The sequence below is a fragment of the Streptosporangium sp. NPDC006930 genome (assembly GCF_040635605.1).
Taxonomy (GTDB): Bacteria; Actinomycetota; Actinomycetes; order Streptosporangiales; family Streptosporangiaceae; genus Streptosporangium.
Genome location: NZ_JBEYID010000021.1, coordinates 70,595 through 86,881, shown reverse-complemented (window position 1 = coordinate 86,881; position 16,287 = coordinate 70,595). Strand labels below are relative to the sequence as shown.

Here is a 16,287-nt window from a genome sequence, read left to right as displayed (position 1 = left end):
TTCCCCACGGTCGCCCGTGAGGGTTCCTGCTTCACCGCCAGTTGCCCGCCAGGAGGATCCCCCCTTTGAGGCCTTACACCGGCTCCACAGGCGTTTTACCTCTCCGCCAGCCCGGCGGCGAGGATGTTTTTCGCGGCGTTGACGTCCCGGTCATGGGCCGCGCCGCAAGCGCACACCCAATCGCGGACGTTGAGCGGCATGGACCGCTGGAGGGTGCCGCACGCCGAGCACAGCTTGGAGGAGGGAAACCACCGGTCCACGACCAGCAACTCCCGCCCGTACCAGGCTGCTTTGTACTCCAGCATGGACCGCATCTGGCGCCAGGAGGCATCCGAGACGGCGCGGGCCAGGCTGTGGTTTTTCACCATGTTGCGCACGGTGAGGTCTTCGATCACGACCGTTTGGTTCTCACGGACGAGACGCGTGGTGACCTTGTGCAGATGATCACGGCGACGGTCGGCGATGCGGGCATACACGCGGGCGAGGGCGAGTTTCGCCTTGGCCCGGTTCGCCGACCCCTTCTCTTTGCGGGAGAGGTTCCGCTGAGCCTTGGCGAGCTTCTTGCGGTCGGCCCGCTCATGCTCGGGGTTGACGATCTTCTCTCCGGTGGAGAGCGTCGCCAACGCCGTGATGCCCGCGTCCACCCCGACCGCATTGGTCGTCGGGTCAAGCGGCCGGACGGTGTCTTCGCACAAGATGGAGACGAACCAGCGGCCCGCCGCGTCCTTCGACACCGTCACCGTGGACGGCTGTGCTCCTTCGGGCAGTGGGCGCGACCACACGACGTTCAGCGGGTCGTTCGTCTTCGCGAGGGTGAGCTGCCCGTTCTGCCATCGGAAGGCGCTGCGGGTGTACTCGGCGCTGAGGCGGGACTTCTTGCGGGACTTGAACGCCGGGTACTTCGCCCGCTTGGCGAAGAAGTTCGTGAACGCCGCCTGAAGGTGGCGCAATGCCTGCTGAAGCGGCACCGAGGAGACCTCGTTCAAGAACGCGAGGTCGTCGGTTTTCTTCCACTCCGTGAGCGCGGCCGACGACTGCACGTAGGAGGTCTTCCGGCCTTCCAGCATGTAGGCGCGGGTGCGTTCTTCGAGGGCTTTGTTGTAGACGAGGCGTACGCAGCCGAACGTCCGGGCAAGCTCTTCGGCCTGCTCAGGGGTCGGGTAGAAGCGGAACTTGAACGCCCGCTTCACGGTCTGCGCCATGCCTCACATTCTAGCGCAAGATCAGCTAACAGTGGACGTGTGTTCGATTCCAGGTTCGTGCGGCATGGTGCCGCGTTTCCTCTCCGGCCTGAAGGCCGGAGTATCCACGCTGGAGGTATTTGATGAATCTCGATGGACTCAACACGGCCGTCACCGGGGGTGCGTCCGGCCTCGGTCTGGCCACCGCCCGCCGGCTGATCGCCGCCGGCGGGACGGTCACCGTCATCGACCTGCCCACCTCCGACGGGGCCGCCGTCGCCAAGGAGCTGGGGGAGCGGGCGCACTTCGCGCCGGGCGACGTGACCGACCCGGAGTCGTTCGCCGCCGCCCTCGACGCCGCCGACGCGCGCGGCGGGCTGCGTGGGCTCGTGCACTGCGCCGGGGCCTCCCGCAAGGTGCGCGTCATCGACAGGGAGGGCCGCCCCGGCAGCCTGGAGGACTTCGAATGGACGATCAGGCTCAACCTGATCGGCTCGTTCAACGCGTTGCGCCTTGGCGCGGAGCGCATCGCCCGCCAGGAGCTCGTCGACGGTGAGCGCGGCGCGATCGTGATGACCGCCTCGGTGGCGGCGTTCGAAGGTCAGATCGGCCAGATCCCCTACACCGCTTCGAAGGCCGGCATCGTCGGCATGACCATCGTCGCCGCCCGCGACCTGGCCGGCCGCGCTATCCGGGTCTGCACCATCGCCCCGGGCATCATGGACACGCCGCTGCTGGCCCGGTTGCGCGACGACGTCAAGAAGTCGCTGGAGGCCACCGTGCCGAACCCGGCCCGGCTGGGTCGCACCGACGAGTTCGGGCAGCTCGCCGCCGCCATCCTGGAGAACGGCTACCTCAACGGAGAGACCATCCGCCTCGACGGTGCCATCCGGATGGCACCCCGCTGACGTGCCGGCTCACCGTGGTGGGGCGCGTGCCGGACAGTAGGGTTCTCGGAGTGGACCTGCATAACCTTGAGTACTTCCTCGCGGTCGTCGACCATCAGGGCATCAACGCCGCCGCGGAGAGCCTGCACCTGTCCCAGCCGACGATCTCCCAGTCGATCCGCGGCCTCGAACGCGAGCTGGGCACCGAACTGTTCCACCGTATCGGCCGGGGCATGGTGCTGACCTCGGCAGGGCACTCCCTGGTCGGCCCTGCCCGGCAGATCCTGCGCGACGTCGTCGCGGCCGAGAGCTCTGTGGTCGACGCGGCGGGCCGGCTGCGCGGGCGGCTCGACATCGTCGCGTACGCCACCCTGTCGGCCGGGTCGCTCGCCGAACTGATCGGCCGGTTCCGGGAACGTAGTCCCCAGGTGCACATCCGCATCGGTGACCTGCAGGACGAGGAGGCCGCCGCATCGCTGATCGTCGACGGGCATTGCGAGATCGTCGTCTGCTATCTGCCCACGGCGACCGGTGGGTTGGACACCTTGCCGCTGGGCGTACAGGAGTTCTGGGCGGTCTTCCCGCCCGGCACCGAGGTGTCGCGGGCCGATCCGCTGCCGAGGGCCCAGTTGCCCGACGTACCCCTGATCGTCGTGCCGCCGGGCAGTTCCTGGGCGACCGAGATCGAGCGCGCGGTGACCGCGGCGGGGCGGCTGCGCCGGCCCGCCGCGATCATCGCGCACCGGGAGGCTCGGCTCGCGTTCGTGCTGGCCGGGCTCGGCGGAACCTTCATGGAACGATCCATGGCCGAAGCCGCCGCCGCCCGTGGGGCGGTGGTCCGGGCGGTCGACCCCTGTTTCAGCCGCCCCTACGGGCTGCTGTTCAACCCGGAGGCGCTGTCGCCGGTCGGACGGGCCTTCATCGAGCTGGTACGGGAGCAGGTGGCGGATACAGCCGCCGCACACAGTCGATGAACGCCTGCGCGGCGGGTGACAGCGCTCCCGGCCGGAACACCAGGCCTACCGGACGCTCCAGACGCGGCGTCGTCGAGCGCACCACGACCCCGGTGACCTCCTGTTCGGCCACCTGGCGCGGCAGCAGGGTCGCCCCGGCGCCGTTGGCCACCAGCGCCCAGATGGCCTGCCGGTGGACGCACTCCACCACGACCTGCAACGTCACCCCGGCCGGTACGGCGTGGGCCGCAGTCCGGTTGGGCCCCGCCGCCCCCTCCAGGACGAGCGGGATCTCAGCGATGTGGGCCACCGGCACCGGATCGGGCAGCCGCTGTGCCAGTGCGGGCGGCAGCACCAGGCAGATCTCCTGGGTGAACAGCTCCATGGACCGCAGTGTGTCGCTGCGCACCGGCAGCTCGGAGAGTCCCAGCTCGACGCCTCCCTGGCGGACCATGGACACCACCCCGGCCGGACTGCCCGGGTCGCTGACGCTGACCAGCACTCCGGGATGCTCCCGGTTGAACGTGCTGACCAGCCGGGGCAGCGGTTCGACGGCGAGGGTGGAGAGCGCGGCCATGTCGAGGCGTCCGCTGCGCAACTCCCGCACCGCCGCCACCCGCTGCCGGGCCCGGACCACATCGGCGAGGATCCGGCGCGCCGACACCGTGAACGCCTCTCCCTCGTCGGTCAGCCGCAGTTGCCGTCCGGCCCGGTCGAACAACTGCACGCCGAGCCTGCGTTCCAGGGTGCGGATCGCCTGTGACAGCGACGGTTGCGCGATGTAGAGCGCCTGCGCGGCCCGAGTGACCCCACCGTGATCGACGACAGCGATGAAATACTCTATGAGCCGGAGATCCACGCTGACACCCTACTGTCGCCTGAGGCCTGAATCCCGTCGGCATCCCGTCGGCATCCCGTCGGCATCCCGTCGGCATCGCCGAGTTCCGTCCGGCGGTAACCGGCGCCGTGCGCTTCAGGAAATAGCGCGCCATCTTGCCGGAAGTGCGACAGGGAAATCCGTTCCAGTCGTTGGAACAGAAACACGGCCCCCGCTACGTCGGCAACTAGTTTGCATTCGAGTCACCAGTCCGGCCACCGGGAAACGCCATGTCGACGTTCCCGGCCGGCCCGTGCCGTGCATGTGTTTGCGGGCGCCGAAAGAGCAAGGGCGTTGCGATGGAGATCTGGCAGGTCAATTTTCCCATTCCAGGTCGTACCGGCCGGATGGCCAAACGGGCCGAGGACGCGGGCTGGGACGGTCTGGCCTTCGGCGACACCCAGTGCCTCACCGGCGACGTGTTCGTCGGCATGGCGCTGGCCGCGGAGGCCACCGAACGGCTGCTGGTGGCCCCGGGTATCTCCAACCCGGTGACCCGTCACCCGTCGGTGATGGCGGCGGCGGTGCAGTCGGTCCACGAGGCCTCCGGCGGCCGGGCCGTGCTCGGCATCGGCCGTGGTGACTCGTCGCTGACCTACATCAACCGCAAGCCCGCGAAGCTCGCTGACTTCGGCACGTATGTGCGCCAGGTACGCGGTTACCTGCGCGACGAGATCGTCGACCTCGACGGCTTCGAGAGCCGCTCGGAGTGGATCGGCAGGTCGACGCTGCCGCCGGTGCGCGTCGACGTGGCCGCCAGCGGCCCCAAGGCCATCGCGATGGCCGCTCGTGAGGCCGACGGCATCATGTTCGCCCTCGGCGCCGACCCGGAGCGGATCGCCGCCGCGATCGCCTGGGCCCGGCAGAGCCGCGCCGAGGCGGGCAAGGATCCCGCCGACCTCACCTTCGGCGCCTACATCAACGTGATGACCGGCTACGACGTCGAAGCGGCCCGTTCGATGCTGGCCGGCGCGGTGCTGACCATCGCCCGCTTCTCCGCCACCGCGCGGTTCGCCACCGAGGACCCCGCGCTCCAGGAGCAGTACCGGCGGGCCGCCGAGGCGTACGACCGGATCCACCACGCGAGCAGTGGCAGCGGACACGGCACGGTGCTGGAGCCCGAGTTCATCGACCGCTTCGCCGTGGCCGGGCCACCACAGGCGTGTGTCGACCGCCTCCAGGCACTCAAGGCTGTCGGACTCGACCGGGTGGTGGTGCTGATGGGCGCCCGCGACGGCGACCGCGAGGTGGTGAACGCCGGTTTGAAGCTGTTCACCGAGAAGGTCCTGCCGAACGCGCGGTGAGCAGCCGTCGGCCGGTCTCCGCTTGAAGAAAGGTTCTCCATGTTTGTTCTTTCCTCGTCCGCCGAGGACCAGCTCATCGCCGAGACGGCGCGCCGGCTGGCACTCGGCCCCGTGGACCAGGCGGCACGTGAGGTGGACAGGACCGGCGCCATCGCGGAGGGGCTCTGGCGCCGGCTGCGCGACTTCGGCTTCACCGCCCCGGTGGCCGAGCACCTCGGCGGCACTCCGAACGCGGTCACCCAGCTGCGCGCCGTCGAGAACCTCGCCTACGGCGATCCGGGCATCGTGGGTACCGCCGTCCTGGCCGGTGGCTCCACGTTGATCATCGACGCCGCCGGTACCGGGGAGCAGCGGAACCGCTGGCTCGCCGGGGTCGCGGACGGGGCGCGTGCGGCGCCCGCACCGGCCCTCTACGAGCGCTACGGCCTGCCGCCCGAGGAGTACGACACCACCATCACCGCCGAAGGCGACGGCTGGCGGGTGCGCGGCACCAAGTACGCGGTGGCGCTGCTCGACGGTGTCACCGAACTGCTCGTCGTCGGGGTGGACCCGCAGGGCGGTCTGCGCGCCGCCGTCGTCGGCCTCGACCGGGAGGGCGTCGACACGAAGCGTGTCTCCGGCACCTCGCACATCGCGCTGAGCGCGGCGCGACTGTCCAGGGTCCACCTCGATGTGCTCGTCGCGGCGGACGACCTGCTCGGCGGCGTGGACGCCGACGCGCGGTCACTCGCGTTCGCCGTCGCCCGGACTCGGCTGCTGGCGCCGGCGGTGGCGCTCGGTGGCGCGAACCGGGCCCGGGAGTACGCCACGAAGTACGCGACGGAACGCATCGCGTTCGGCAGGCCGATCTTCGACTTCCAGGGAATCTCCTTCACCCTCGTCGACGATCAGATGCGGCTCGACGCGGCCCGGCTGGGCCTGCTGTCGGTGGCGAGCGGGCTGGACCGGGGGCGCACGGAGGCGCTCGCCGACGTCAGCCGGATCGTCAACGAGACGCACGCCGCGGCGACCGAGGCGACCCGCAACGCCATCCAGGTGCTCGGTGGCCACGGATTCCTCACCGACCACCCGACGGAGCTGTGGTACCGCGCTGCCGCGCTGCTTTCGACCCTGGACGCCGACCCGTATTTCGCGAGCTTCGCGCCCGCGGTCTGAGAGGTACCCACAGTGACGCTCGCCTTTGAATTCAGTCCGGAGCTGCAGCGCTACGAGCGCGAGCTCAAGGAATGGTCGGTGGCCCAGATCCGGCCGCACGCGCGCCAGGCCGACGCCGACCATCGGCCGCCCGCGAACTACCGGGAGATCTTCGAGACCTGCCCGGTGAAGATCAGTAAGCACGTCGCCAAAGGCCGCGACAACGACCTGCCGCAGTTCCCCGACGGTGAGCTGATGCGGGTGATGGCCCAGTATGAGGGCCTCAACTACGGCGACACGTGGGCGCAGAGCTACGTGAGCGGTGGTATCGGCCACGTCGTCGTCAGCCTGCTCGGCACGCCGGAACAGATCGACCGCTGGTACGAGCCGGTGGTGCGCGGTGGCGGCGTCACCGGGTTCGGTCTCTCCGAGCCGGGCGCGGGCTCCGACACCAGCGGGCTGGCGACCCGGGCCGTCCGTGACGGCGACTCGTGGGTCATCAACGGTTCGAAGATCTTCTGCAGCCACGCCGCGTCCGCCGAGTACGTGGTGGCGTTCGCCGTCACCGATTCAGAGAAGGGCATCGCCTCGGCCGAGGCGTTCGTCATCGAAAGGGGCACCCCCGGCCTGGTGATCCTCAAGGAGAACGAGGACAAGCTGGGTCTGCGGGCGTGGGAGACCACCCATGTCGGATTCGAGGACTGCGTCGTGCCGTTGGAGAACCGGCTCGGCCACGACCCGTCGGCCGGCACGAACGGCGCCGGTGGCGCCCGCCTCAGTGCGCTGTCGGTACTGAACCAGAACCGGCCCAACGTCTCTGCCTTGTCGACGACGGTGGCGCAGGCCGCCCTCGATCTGACCGGTGAGCTGCTGCACGAGCAGCGGCTGGGCTTCCGCGCCGACCGCTGGTCGCTGATCCAGCGCGAGCTGGAGGGCATGGCCGCGGCCCTGACGCGTAACCGGCACCTGAACCGGCACGCCCAGTGGATGCGGCAGCACGACCTGCAGAACCGCGTCGAGGCATCGATGGCGAAGGCGTTCGGCCCGCCCACGTCCGAGCGGGTGGTGCGGCGCTGCATGCAGCTGCTCGGGCCGGAGGGCACCAGCACCGAACTGCTGCTGGAGAAGTGGTACCGCGACCTGAAGATCCTGGACATCTTCGAGGGCACGGGGCAGATCCAGCGCGTCATCGTGGCCAAGGATTTCGCCAAGAAGGCTCGGGGCTGACCCGGCGCGACGCGAATCGGCCGGTTCCCCGCCCTGGGGAACCGGCCGATTCGCGTTGTCGCGCCGGGTCAGTTCTTCAACGTCGGGGTCTTCGTGTCATAGCCGGCCTTCAGGAAGCGGCGCAGCAGGTCCCGATCGCCGACGACGCGCCGGAACCGTTGCACCTCCCGGTCGAGCCGTCGTGGATCGTCCATGTTGAAAACGAACTGCTTGAACTCCGACGACAGCGGTGAGGCGTGCTCGGTGAACGCCTGGCGGCGCAGCTGTGAGTAGCGGTCCAGCACGGCCGGGTCGTCGGCGTCGATGATCACCCGGGTCAACGTCTCGATCAGCGTCCACACGTCGAAGAACCCGCCGGCGAAGCCGACCGCCGACGACGGGTTGGTGACGTGGGCGGCATCGCCCACCAGTATGCCCCGGCCGACGCGGAAGCGGTCGGCGACCCGCTCGTGCATACGGAACGCCGACCAGGCGTGCACCTCGATGTCGTCACCGCCGGGCAGTGCCCGTTTCAGTGCCGCGGGAATCCGCTGCGCGATCTCCTCCACGGGCAGGCGCAGCGATTCGGCGTAGGTGTAGCGCCACAGGCCCTCACCGTCGATCTCGGCGACGAGCGCGCCGTCGACCGGGTCGATCATGCCGGTGCAGCGCTGGACACCGAGGCCGGCGAAGTCGTAGGTGATGTTGGTGGCGACGAAGCTTTCCGGCCAGGTCATGCCGGGGAAACCGAGGCCCATGCCGCGCCGGACGACACTGTGGGCGCCGTCCGCCCCGATGACCCAGGAGGTGCGGTGTCGCAGATTCCCCTCGGGGCCGCCTGCGACGATGGTGGCGCCGTGCTCGTCGAGGGTCACCTCGGTGGCCCGGCTACCCCAGTGCACGGTGACATTGGGCAGCTTGGTGGCATGCCTGAGCAGGATCTCGGCCAGCCGGTCCTGTTCCAGGTGCAGGTTGAAGGGCCGGTTCACCTCGTCGCCGAGGACCCCGAGGTCGAACCGGAACGTCTCGCCGGTGGCGGTGACCCGCAGTGACCAGGAGTCCTGGACGAGGCCGGCGCTCAGTACGTCGTCGAGGATGCCCAGCCGGTCGAGGCCGTCGAGGACCGACCAGTGGATGATCATCGCACGGGGGGCTCGGACGACGTTGCTCGCGGCTTCCAGGACGGTCACGGGGATGCCTGCCTGTGCCAGGCCGAGTGCGGCGAGCAGCCCGATCGGGCCACCGCCGACTACGGTCACGTCATCGCGCGTCATCGCGTTTCTTCTCCACTGTCGAGTCCACTGTCGAGTCCGCTGTTGAGGGATCACCGCTCCGCCCGGCGAGCAGGGCGACCGCGTTCGCCGAGCGCAGCGCGCCTGACTCATCGTCGGTGATGGTCCCGTCGCGACGGGCCGTCTCGATCTCTTCGGTCGCGGTATGGATCTGGCGGGTGATGAACGGGTGGTCGGTGCCGGTCATCACCCGGTCGGCACCGAACCGGTCGATGATCAGACGCAGGTGCCCGGGATCGAAGGTGAGCGAGTCGACCCAGAACCGGCGGATGGTGGCGGCCAGGTCGATGGTGTGGTCGACGTCGCCGAGGCGGGCGCCCCTGGCCAGCCGGGGCCAGGCCCAGGGCAGGGTGCCGCCACCGTGCGAGAGCATCACCCGCAGCCTGGGGAAGCGCTGCATGACCCCGCCGAAGATGAGCGCTCCGGCGGCCATCGCCGTGTCGGTGAGCATGCCGAGGCCGAAGTCGTAGGGCTGACCGCGTCGGCGGATGGCGCCGCCGCCGCCGTCCATCGGGTGGACGAACACGATGGTGTCGGTGGCTTCGGCCGCCGCGAAGAAGGGGGTCAGCGCCTCATCGTCGAGTTCGAGGCCGTTGACGGTGGTGCCGATCTCGACACCGGTCAGTCCGAGCGTGCCGGAGAGGTGTTCGAGTTCCCTGACGGCGGCGGCGGGATCCTGCAACGGTACGGTGCCCCAGGCGGTGAGCCGCCCGCCGGAGGTCCCGGCGGTCTGGGCGAGGGCCTCGTTGAGGGCGCGGGCGTAACGGGCCGCGGGTTCCGGCTCGGCGTCGTAGACGAGGGTGACAGGTACGGGGGAGATGACCTGGTGGTCGATGCCGGCCTCGTCGAGTTCGCGCAGGCGTTCGGTGACGTCCCAGAGGCTGGGGCGTACGCGCCGGAAGAGCGAGTCGCCGATCAGGATCTGACCTTCGGTGTCGCCGGTCCGAAGGCGTGGCCACCGGGGTCCCGCGGTCTCGCCCGGCCAGCCCGGCAGGTGCCCCGGGAGGAAGTGCGCGTGGACGTCGACAGTATGCTGGCGTCCCTGCCCCATGGTGCCTCCTCCGCTGCGGGCGCGAGCAGGCGATGGTCGTCGCCGGGAGCCGGTTCGGCTCCCGGGGGTCGCACTGCTGATTGATCTATTTACATCCGGGCATGTTAGGGCATCCGGAAATCGGTTGCGGAGATTTGTTCCAACCACCGGAATCTCTCCGGGGCCGGGTAACGTGCGTCACACTCTCCGCAGGATCTGCTGTGACTGTGTTATCCTCCACGAAACGTGTAGGAAACAATGCGGGATTTTTGTGGAAAAAAGGGTCTCGGCGTAGCTCTACCAGGCCGGATCAAGCTCGACGGGGGTGCCGATGGCGGAATTCGAATCGGTGGATCCCGTCGATGGGGATTCCCCTTCCATTCTCACCAAGGCATTCGATATTCTCCGGGCTTTCAGCGCCGACGACCGAGTAATGACCTTGAGTGAACTCGCGCGTGCGGCCGGATTGCCGAAATCCACGGTGCACCGCATTATCGCCCGCCTCATCGACCTGGGCGCCATCGAGCAGCACCGGCGCGGCTACAAGATCGGCCTTGGCCTCTTCGAGATGGGTGTGATCACGCCGGCCGGCAGCATGCGGGACAAGGCGATGCCGTTCCTCGCGGCACTGCACCGGTGGACCGGGCTGACCGTGCACCTCGCCGTGCTGCGCCAGTTCGACGTCGTCTATCTGGAGAAGTTCGCGTCCGCGAACTCGCCGGTCACCGTTTCCCGGGTCGGCGCGCGACTCCCCGCGAACTGCACCGCGATCGGTAAGGCGATGCTCGCATGGGAGAACTTCGAGGATCTCGAGGCGTTCCTTCCCTCGCCGCTGCCGCGGCTGACGCCCGCGTCGGTCGCCACGATCGACGAACTGATCGTCGAGCTCCGTAAGATCCGAGCCGAGAAGAGCGCGCACGAATCGAACGAGTCGCAGGCCGGTGTCGCCTGCATGGCCGTTCCCGTCATCGTCCAGGACGCCGCCGTCGCCGCCGTATCGGTCGCCTACGACTCGGCCACCCGGCTCGACTTCAAGGTCGAGGGCGCGTTGCGGCAGACCACCGCCCGGATCGCCGCGGCCTGCCGCATGGGTCTGGCCAACGGTCACTCACACTGGTTCCCCCGCGACTACTGAAGCAGCCCCGGGCGGGGTTCTTCGGCACGGATGTTCCGGTTGCCGGGACACGCTGTCGGAGTCGGCACCCATGGTGCCCGACAATCGGCGGCGTAGTAGACGGTGAGCGGCGACAAGGGGGACTGATGGAGTGGCGCTTGGCCTGTGGTGTCGATGATCTGGAGCCGGGGACGTCCATGACGTGGAAAGGCGCGGGGGAGGAGCCCATCGCGATCTACCGCACCGAGGACGGCGAGTTCTACGCCACCCACGACGTCTGCACGCACGACAGATGGTCGCTCGGCGAGGACTCCGACCTCGAAGGCGCCGAGATCGTCTGCCCGCTGCACATGGCCCGCTTCGACATCCGCACCGGTGTGGCGCTGTGCCTGCCCGCGACCATCGGCCTGAAGACCTACGAGGTCCAGGTCGAGGACGGCAAGGTCTACGTCCGGTGCTGAGGGTTCCGGTGGCTGGCACCGGCACTTCCCGGTCATCGTGCCCTGCACGACGATGTCCGCCATGGGAATCCTGATCGTCGGGGCGTCGATCGCCGGAGTGCGAACCGCACAAAGCCTTCGCAAGTCCGGATTCGCCGACCCCGTCACCATCGTGGGGGCCGAACCGTACCGTCCGTACGACAAGCCCCCCGTGTCCAAGGACATGATCCTGCCGGAGACCGACGGCGCCCCGGTGCCCCTGCTCGGCGCCGAGGAACTCGACGCCCTCGGCGTCGACCTGCGCGTCGGGGTACGCGCGGTGGCGCTTGATCCGGTGGCCCGCGTCGTCGTCACCGACACCGGTGAGGAACTGGGCTACGACATCCTGGTGATCGCCACCGGTGTCTCCCCGCGGACCCTGCCCGGTGCCGAGGGACTGACCGGCGTGCACACCATGCGCACCGTCGAGGACGCCCTCGCCGTGCGCGCCGCGCTGCCCGCGGCCCGGCACGTGGTGGCGATCGGGGCCGGATTCATCGGGGCCGAGTTCGCCTCCGCGGCGAGGTCGTACGGCGCCGACGTGACCGTCGTCGAGGCTCAGCCCGTGCCGCTCGCCCATCTGCTCGGCGCGCAGGTCGGGGCGCTGCTGGGCGGCCTGCACGAGGCCAACGGCGTCACCCTGCTGACCGGAACGCAGGTCGAACGCTTCGAGGGCATCGGCCGGGTGACCGGGGTGACCCTCGCCGACGGCCGGACCCTGCCGGCCGACCTCGTCGTCGTCGGCGTCGGCGCGACCCCGGCCACCGGCTGGCTCGCCACGTCGGGGCTGCCCGTCGACGACGGCGTCGTCTGCGACGAGCGGCTGCGGGTCCGTGGCTTCGACGGCGTCTACGCCGCCGGTGACGTCGCCCGGTGGCCGCACCCGATGTACGGCGTCGAGATGCGCATCGAACACTGGACCAACGCCAACGAGCACGCCGAGATCGTCGCGGCGGCGGTCACCGGTGCTCCCGCGCCCCGCGTGCAGCCGCCGTACGTCTGGTCCGACCAGTACGGCCATCGGATCCAGATCGTCGGCCGACCCGGCCTCGGACGAGCGGTGCGGGTGCGTCCCGCCGCCGACGACCACCAGGTCGCCGCCGTCTACGCCGACGAGGACGGCACGGTCGTGGCGGCCGTCGTCGTCGACGACCCCCGGCTGCTGATGAGGTTACGCCGCGCCGTCATGGCGCGCACACCGATCGACGCGCTCGACGCACCCTTCTGACACCGACCCGCATCGCCTCGCCGACCGGCGATCGGCGGCGCCCCACCATGTCGCACGCGTGTTCCCACCCCCTGCGAGGCGGCGGATCACGTGACGGGCAACCGAGAGGAGACAACGAGATGGCACTGACAGAGGAAGGCATCATCGAGGTTCCCGGCATGCACAGCCGCTGGGTACGGCTGGCCAGTGGCGCACGGGCGCACTACATGACCTCCGGTACCACCGGTCCTGCCGTGGTCCTGTTGCACGGAGGTCTGCCGGGCTCCTCCGGCACCGCGGGCTGGCGGTTCATGGCGCCGTTCCTCGGCGAGAACGGATTTCGGGTCTACTGTCCCGACATGCCGGGTTTCGGGCTGTCCGACACCCGCGAGGAGCACTGGCCCACCGGCCTGGAGAGCCACGTCGACTTCGTCCACGAGTTCGTCCAAGCGCTCTGCCTTGACCGGTTCCACCTCGCGGGAAACTCGATGGGGTGCATGAACACGGTCAACTACCTGGTCGCGCACCCGGAGAAAGTCGTCAGCTTCGTGCTGATCGCCGGTGACGTCGGCGATGTGGTGCCCGATGACGCCGTCAAGCCCTCGGCGAAGGTCGCGATCCCGAAGTACGACGGTACCGAGGAGGGCATGCGCGCCCTCATGGGGGCGATCATCCACCGCGAGGCGGCGATCAGTGACGACCTGCTGAAGATGCGCCACGCCGCCGCGGAACGGCACCGTGAGGCGCACGCCCGGCTCTGGCCGAGCGTGTTGCAGTACGGCCGACGTATCCCGTGGCAGGACCAGAACATCGCCGCGAGGCTCACCACCCGGGGCCGCCTTGACCGGCTGACCATCCCCGGCGTCTACCTCTACGGCACCGAGGACGTGCTCACCCCCGTCGAGTGGGGTTATGAGCAGGAGAAGGTCCTGCCGAACATCCAGTTCTTCTATCCGGGGGAGTGCGGTCACCAGGGGCAGACCGACCGCCCGGATCTGTTCAACCCGCTGTTCCTGGAGTTTCTCCGGGACGGCCGGATCACCCGCGCCACCGCCGACGCGGCCGGGATCTCGAAGAACCGCCCCGAGATCGCGTCGCTCGTCGAGCAGTCCTGAGATCCGGGCCGTTCAGAGATCCGGACTGCGGGGCGGTGAGATCAAGCCCGTCCAGCGGTCCGTCCGGCGATCCGGCCGGTGTTTCACCTCAGAGTCAGCACGGGAAGGAGCGCAGTGGTTTGACCGCCGAGACCGCGATCCGCTGGGAACGCGACGACCAGGGCGTGGTCACGCTCACCATGGACGACCCACATCAGAGGGTCAACACCCTCAACGAGCTGTTCGTCCGGTCGTTCGCGGCCGTGATCGACCGGCTGGAGGCCGAACGCGACACCGTCATCGGTGTCGTGCTCACCTCAGCCAAGAAAGGCTTCCTCGCCGGTGGCGACCTCAAACGGCTCGTCGGGATCGGCCCCGCCGACCGGCAGGCGTTCCTCGACGATCTCGAACTGCGCAAGTCCCGGATGCGACGGCTGGAGAGGCTGGGACGCCCCGTCGTCGCGCTCGTCGAGGGTGGCGCCTTCGGCGGTGGCCTGGAACTCGCCCTGATCTGCCACCACCGGATCGCGCTGGACTCCACCGAGGTGATGGTGGGACTGCCCGAGGTGACGCTGGGGCTGCTACCGGGAGGTGGCGGCATCACCCGCACCACCCGGCTGATCGGCCTGCCGCGCGCCCTGCGACTGCTGGTCGGCGGCACCAGGCTGAACGCCCGCCAGGCTCACGAACTCGGCCTGATCGACGACCTCGCCACCTCGCGCGCCGAGGCGCTGGAGAAGGCCCGCGCCTGGATTCTGGCCAACCCCGACGCGGCCCAGCCGTGGGACCGGGGCCGACCGGCGGCGTTCGGTGACGAGGCCGGTGAGGACCCGGTCGTGCTGCAACCGGTGCGCGACCTCGCCCCCGCCGTCGCCACCATCCGCGAGGTCGCGGCGATCGCGGCGAGTGCCGACGTCGACACGGCCCTGCGTGCCGAGAGCGAGGGACTGGCCGACCTCGTCGTCTCCGACGCGGCGCGGGCGACCATCGCGGTGGCCTTCTTCGACACGGTCCGGACCCGATCGCGGCTGCGTAAGGCCGCCGGGAACGCGCCGGCCCGCACGCCGGTGCTGGTGGTCGCCGGGCCGGTGGGCCGCCGGACACTCGCCGCCGGCGGAATCGCGTCGGTGGCCGTCGTCAGCGACGGTGACGCCGCAGGGCTGTCCCGGCTGCGCGCCGAGGAGGGCAACGTCGTGCTCACCGTCGCCGAGCCGGGCGTCGAGCCGCCCGCCGGCGATCCGGTGCTCTGGATAGCCCCGGACCGGCTGGGCGACGGCGGATACGTCATCGAGTACGCGGCCGCGGACGAACCGGTCGACGACGTCGTCGCGCGGCTCGCGCGCACCGGAGCACTGGCGGTGCCGCTGGCCGACGGGGAGCGCGAGGGGTTCGGAGGTCGCGTCGCGGAGGCCGTGAGGGCCGCCGCCGACGAGGCGCGCCGTGCCGGGGCCGACCCGGCCGTGATCGAGCGGGCGCTGGTCGTGGCGGGACTGCGGCCCGCGCCGCTGACCGCTGCCCCCTGCGCGCGAGAGCCGGTGGCGACCGAGGAGGCGGCAGGTCTGGGCAGGCGTTTCGTCGCCGCGGCGGTGGCCGCGGCGGTGAGGCTGTGTGATGAGGGTGTGCTGCGCCACGCCGACGACCTGGACGTGGCCTCGGTACGCGCCGGAGGTGTTCCCGCCTGGACGGGAGGCGCCGGCCGCTGGTCGGCGGACGCCCGACAGAGAAGCAGAGAGAAGGAAGAAGAACGATGACCGAGTTCACGAAGCTCACGGCCGACGGCCCGATCCGGCACCTGATGCTCGACGCGCCGCAGCGGCGCAACGCCCTCAACCTGCCGATGCTGCGGGAGATCGCGGAGGCGGTCCGGACGGTGGCCGCCGACGACGAGGCCCGCGCGCTGGTGGTGAGCGGCGCGGGCAAGGCGTTCTGCGCCGGCGCCGACCTGAACACCATGTTCGGAGACATCGACCGGAGACCGGCGGAGATCCGCGAGGACCTCAAGCGGGTGTACGCGTCGTTCCTCGGTATCAAGGATCTGACGATCCCCACGATCGCGGCGGTAGGCGGGGTGGCGGTAGGCGCGGGCGTGAACATCGCCCTGGCCTGCGACATCGTGATAGCCGGCCCACGGGCGAAGTTCGCGCTGACCTTCGCCGAGATCGGGCTGCACCCGGGGGGCGGGTCGAGCTGGTTCCTGACCCGCAGGATGGGGACCGGGCGGGCGATGTGCGCACTGCTGGGTGCGGAGGTGCTCGACGCCGGGCAGGCGTACGAGACGGGCCTGGCGACCCGGCTCGCGGACGATCCGCTGGCCGAGGCGACGAGCCTGGCCCAGCTTTACGCGCGGCGTGACCCCGCGCTGGTGCGGGACTTGAAGCGGGCCGTCCAGATGTCGCAGGCCGCGGATCTGGACACGGTGCTGGAATTCGAGTCGTGGGCCCAGGCGTCGGCCGTGACCAAGCCCCGCTTCCAGGAGTACATGGCGGACTTCCTGAGATAACCGGCTGAGACGACGCGGGGAGCACCGGA

The 16,287-nt window shown here is 69.9% G+C and carries 15 protein-coding genes; 11 read left to right on the top strand and 4 right to left on the bottom strand.

Annotated elements, in window-relative coordinates; translation table 11 throughout:
- Nucleotides 1-95 precede the first annotated feature (95 nt).
- Complete coding sequence (locus tag ABZ664_RS30325) at nucleotides 96-1,202, bottom strand: RNA-guided endonuclease TnpB family protein (RefSeq protein ID WP_362517140.1); 1,107 nt, start codon at nucleotides 1,200-1,202, stop codon at nucleotides 96-98.
- 122 nt (nucleotides 1,203-1,324) lie between these two features.
- Between ABZ664_RS30325 and ABZ664_RS30320 the strand changes: the two genes are divergently transcribed.
- Nucleotides 1,325-2,089: an SDR family NAD(P)-dependent oxidoreductase gene (locus tag ABZ664_RS30320; RefSeq protein ID WP_362517137.1), complete on the top strand. Its 765-nt coding sequence runs from the start codon at nucleotides 1,325-1,327 to the stop codon at nucleotides 2,087-2,089.
- A 50-nt stretch (nucleotides 2,090-2,139) separates the two neighbouring features.
- Nucleotides 2,140-3,042, top strand: coding sequence for a LysR family transcriptional regulator (locus ABZ664_RS30315; protein WP_362517134.1), 903 nt, complete (start codon nucleotides 2,140-2,142; stop codon nucleotides 3,040-3,042).
- On the opposite strand, the gene ABZ664_RS30310 is transcribed toward ABZ664_RS30315, so the two are convergent.
- Nucleotides 2,987-3,880, bottom strand: coding sequence for a LysR substrate-binding domain-containing protein (locus tag ABZ664_RS30310; protein WP_362517131.1), 894 nt, complete (start codon nucleotides 3,878-3,880; stop codon nucleotides 2,987-2,989). The two genes, ABZ664_RS30315 and ABZ664_RS30310, sit on opposite strands and share 56 nt — an antisense overlap.
- A gap of 317 nt (nucleotides 3,881-4,197) precedes the next feature.
- Between ABZ664_RS30310 and ABZ664_RS30305 the strand changes: the two genes are divergently transcribed.
- From ABZ664_RS30305 to ABZ664_RS30295, 3 genes are read left to right on the top strand one after another with little or no spacing between them, the layout of a single operon-like run.
- Nucleotides 4,198-5,202 carry an LLM class flavin-dependent oxidoreductase gene (locus ABZ664_RS30305; protein WP_362517128.1) on the top strand — a complete coding sequence of 335 codons (1,005 nt, stop codon included), beginning with the start codon at nucleotides 4,198-4,200 and terminating at the stop codon, nucleotides 5,200-5,202.
- A gap of 39 nt (nucleotides 5,203-5,241) precedes the next feature.
- Complete coding sequence (locus ABZ664_RS30300) at nucleotides 5,242-6,357, top strand: acyl-CoA dehydrogenase family protein (protein WP_362517125.1); 1,116 nt, start codon at nucleotides 5,242-5,244, stop codon at nucleotides 6,355-6,357.
- A gap of 12 nt (nucleotides 6,358-6,369) precedes the next feature.
- Complete coding sequence (locus ABZ664_RS30295) at nucleotides 6,370-7,563, top strand: acyl-CoA dehydrogenase family protein (RefSeq protein ID WP_362517122.1); 1,194 nt, start codon at nucleotides 6,370-6,372, stop codon at nucleotides 7,561-7,563.
- A gap of 68 nt (nucleotides 7,564-7,631) precedes the next feature.
- On the opposite strand, the gene ABZ664_RS30290 is transcribed toward ABZ664_RS30295, so the two are convergent.
- Nucleotides 7,632-8,816, bottom strand: a complete 1,185-nt coding sequence (locus ABZ664_RS30290) for an NAD(P)/FAD-dependent oxidoreductase (protein ID WP_362517119.1) — start codon at nucleotides 8,814-8,816, stop codon at nucleotides 7,632-7,634.
- Nucleotides 8,803-9,885, bottom strand: coding sequence for an amidohydrolase family protein (locus ABZ664_RS30285; protein ID WP_362517116.1), 1,083 nt, complete (start codon nucleotides 9,883-9,885; stop codon nucleotides 8,803-8,805). The genes ABZ664_RS30290 and ABZ664_RS30285 overlap by 14 nt, the downstream gene beginning before the upstream one ends.
- Nucleotides 9,886-10,195: 310 nt before the next feature.
- Here ABZ664_RS30285 and ABZ664_RS30280 point away from each other — a divergent pair, with 310 nt between their 5' ends.
- The 6 genes from ABZ664_RS30280 to ABZ664_RS30255 all read left to right on the top strand — a co-directional run bounded on the left by ABZ664_RS30280 (nucleotide 10,196) and on the right by ABZ664_RS30255 (nucleotide 16,258).
- Nucleotides 10,196-10,999 (top strand): IclR family transcriptional regulator, encoded by an 804-nt coding sequence (locus ABZ664_RS30280; RefSeq protein WP_362517317.1) that lies wholly within the window; start codon nucleotides 10,196-10,198, stop codon nucleotides 10,997-10,999.
- 125 nt (nucleotides 11,000-11,124) lie between these two features.
- Nucleotides 11,125-11,439 carry a non-heme iron oxygenase ferredoxin subunit gene (locus ABZ664_RS30275; protein WP_362517113.1) on the top strand — a complete coding sequence of 105 codons (315 nt, stop codon included), beginning with the start codon at nucleotides 11,125-11,127 and terminating at the stop codon, nucleotides 11,437-11,439.
- A gap of 61 nt (nucleotides 11,440-11,500) precedes the next feature.
- Entirely contained in the window at nucleotides 11,501-12,685 is a 1,185-nt protein-coding gene (locus ABZ664_RS30270; RefSeq protein ID WP_362517110.1) for an FAD-dependent oxidoreductase, read from the top strand.
- Between the two features lie 119 nt (nucleotides 12,686-12,804).
- Nucleotides 12,805-13,779: an alpha/beta hydrolase gene (locus tag ABZ664_RS30265; protein WP_362517107.1), complete on the top strand. Its 975-nt coding sequence runs from the start codon at nucleotides 12,805-12,807 to the stop codon at nucleotides 13,777-13,779.
- 119 nt (nucleotides 13,780-13,898) lie between these two features.
- A complete protein-coding gene (locus ABZ664_RS30260; protein ID WP_362517104.1) occupies nucleotides 13,899-15,509 on the top strand; it encodes an enoyl-CoA hydratase-related protein in 1,611 nt (536 codons plus the stop codon).
- The gene (locus tag ABZ664_RS30255) at nucleotides 15,506-16,258 is read left to right on the top strand and encodes an enoyl-CoA hydratase (protein WP_362517101.1); all 753 of its coding nucleotides are present in this window, start codon (nucleotides 15,506-15,508) and stop codon (nucleotides 16,256-16,258) included. Before ABZ664_RS30260 ends, ABZ664_RS30255 begins: the two co-directional genes overlap by 4 nt.
- The last annotated feature ends 29 nt before the right edge of the window (nucleotides 16,259-16,287 follow it).

Excerpts from the sequence above, each read along its gene's own strand:
- ABZ664_RS30325 (WP_362517140.1), bottom strand. The coding sequence starts at position 1,202 with ATGGCGCAGACCGTGAAGCGGGCGTTCAAGTTCCGCTTCTACCCGACC.
- ABZ664_RS30320 (WP_362517137.1), top strand. The coding sequence starts at position 1,325 with ATGAATCTCGATGGACTCAACACGGCCGTCACCGGGGGTGCGTCCGGC.
- ABZ664_RS30305 (WP_362517128.1), top strand. The coding sequence starts at position 4,198 with ATGGAGATCTGGCAGGTCAATTTTCCCATTCCAGGTCGTACCGGCCGG.
- ABZ664_RS30300 (WP_362517125.1), top strand. The coding sequence starts at position 5,242 with ATGTTTGTTCTTTCCTCGTCCGCCGAGGACCAGCTCATCGCCGAGACG.
- ABZ664_RS30290 (WP_362517119.1), bottom strand. The coding sequence starts at position 8,816 with ATGACGCGCGATGACGTGACCGTAGTCGGCGGTGGCCCGATCGGGCTG.
- ABZ664_RS30285 (WP_362517116.1), bottom strand. The coding sequence starts at position 9,885 with ATGGGGCAGGGACGCCAGCATACTGTCGACGTCCACGCGCACTTCCTC.
- ABZ664_RS30280 (WP_362517317.1), top strand. The coding sequence starts at position 10,196 with ATGGCGGAATTCGAATCGGTGGATCCCGTCGATGGGGATTCCCCTTCC.
- ABZ664_RS30275 (WP_362517113.1), top strand. The coding sequence starts at position 11,125 with ATGGAGTGGCGCTTGGCCTGTGGTGTCGATGATCTGGAGCCGGGGACG.
- ABZ664_RS30270 (WP_362517110.1), top strand. The coding sequence starts at position 11,501 with ATGGGAATCCTGATCGTCGGGGCGTCGATCGCCGGAGTGCGAACCGCA.
- ABZ664_RS30265 (WP_362517107.1), top strand. The coding sequence starts at position 12,805 with ATGGCACTGACAGAGGAAGGCATCATCGAGGTTCCCGGCATGCACAGC.
- ABZ664_RS30255 (WP_362517101.1), top strand. The coding sequence starts at position 15,506 with ATGACCGAGTTCACGAAGCTCACGGCCGACGGCCCGATCCGGCACCTG.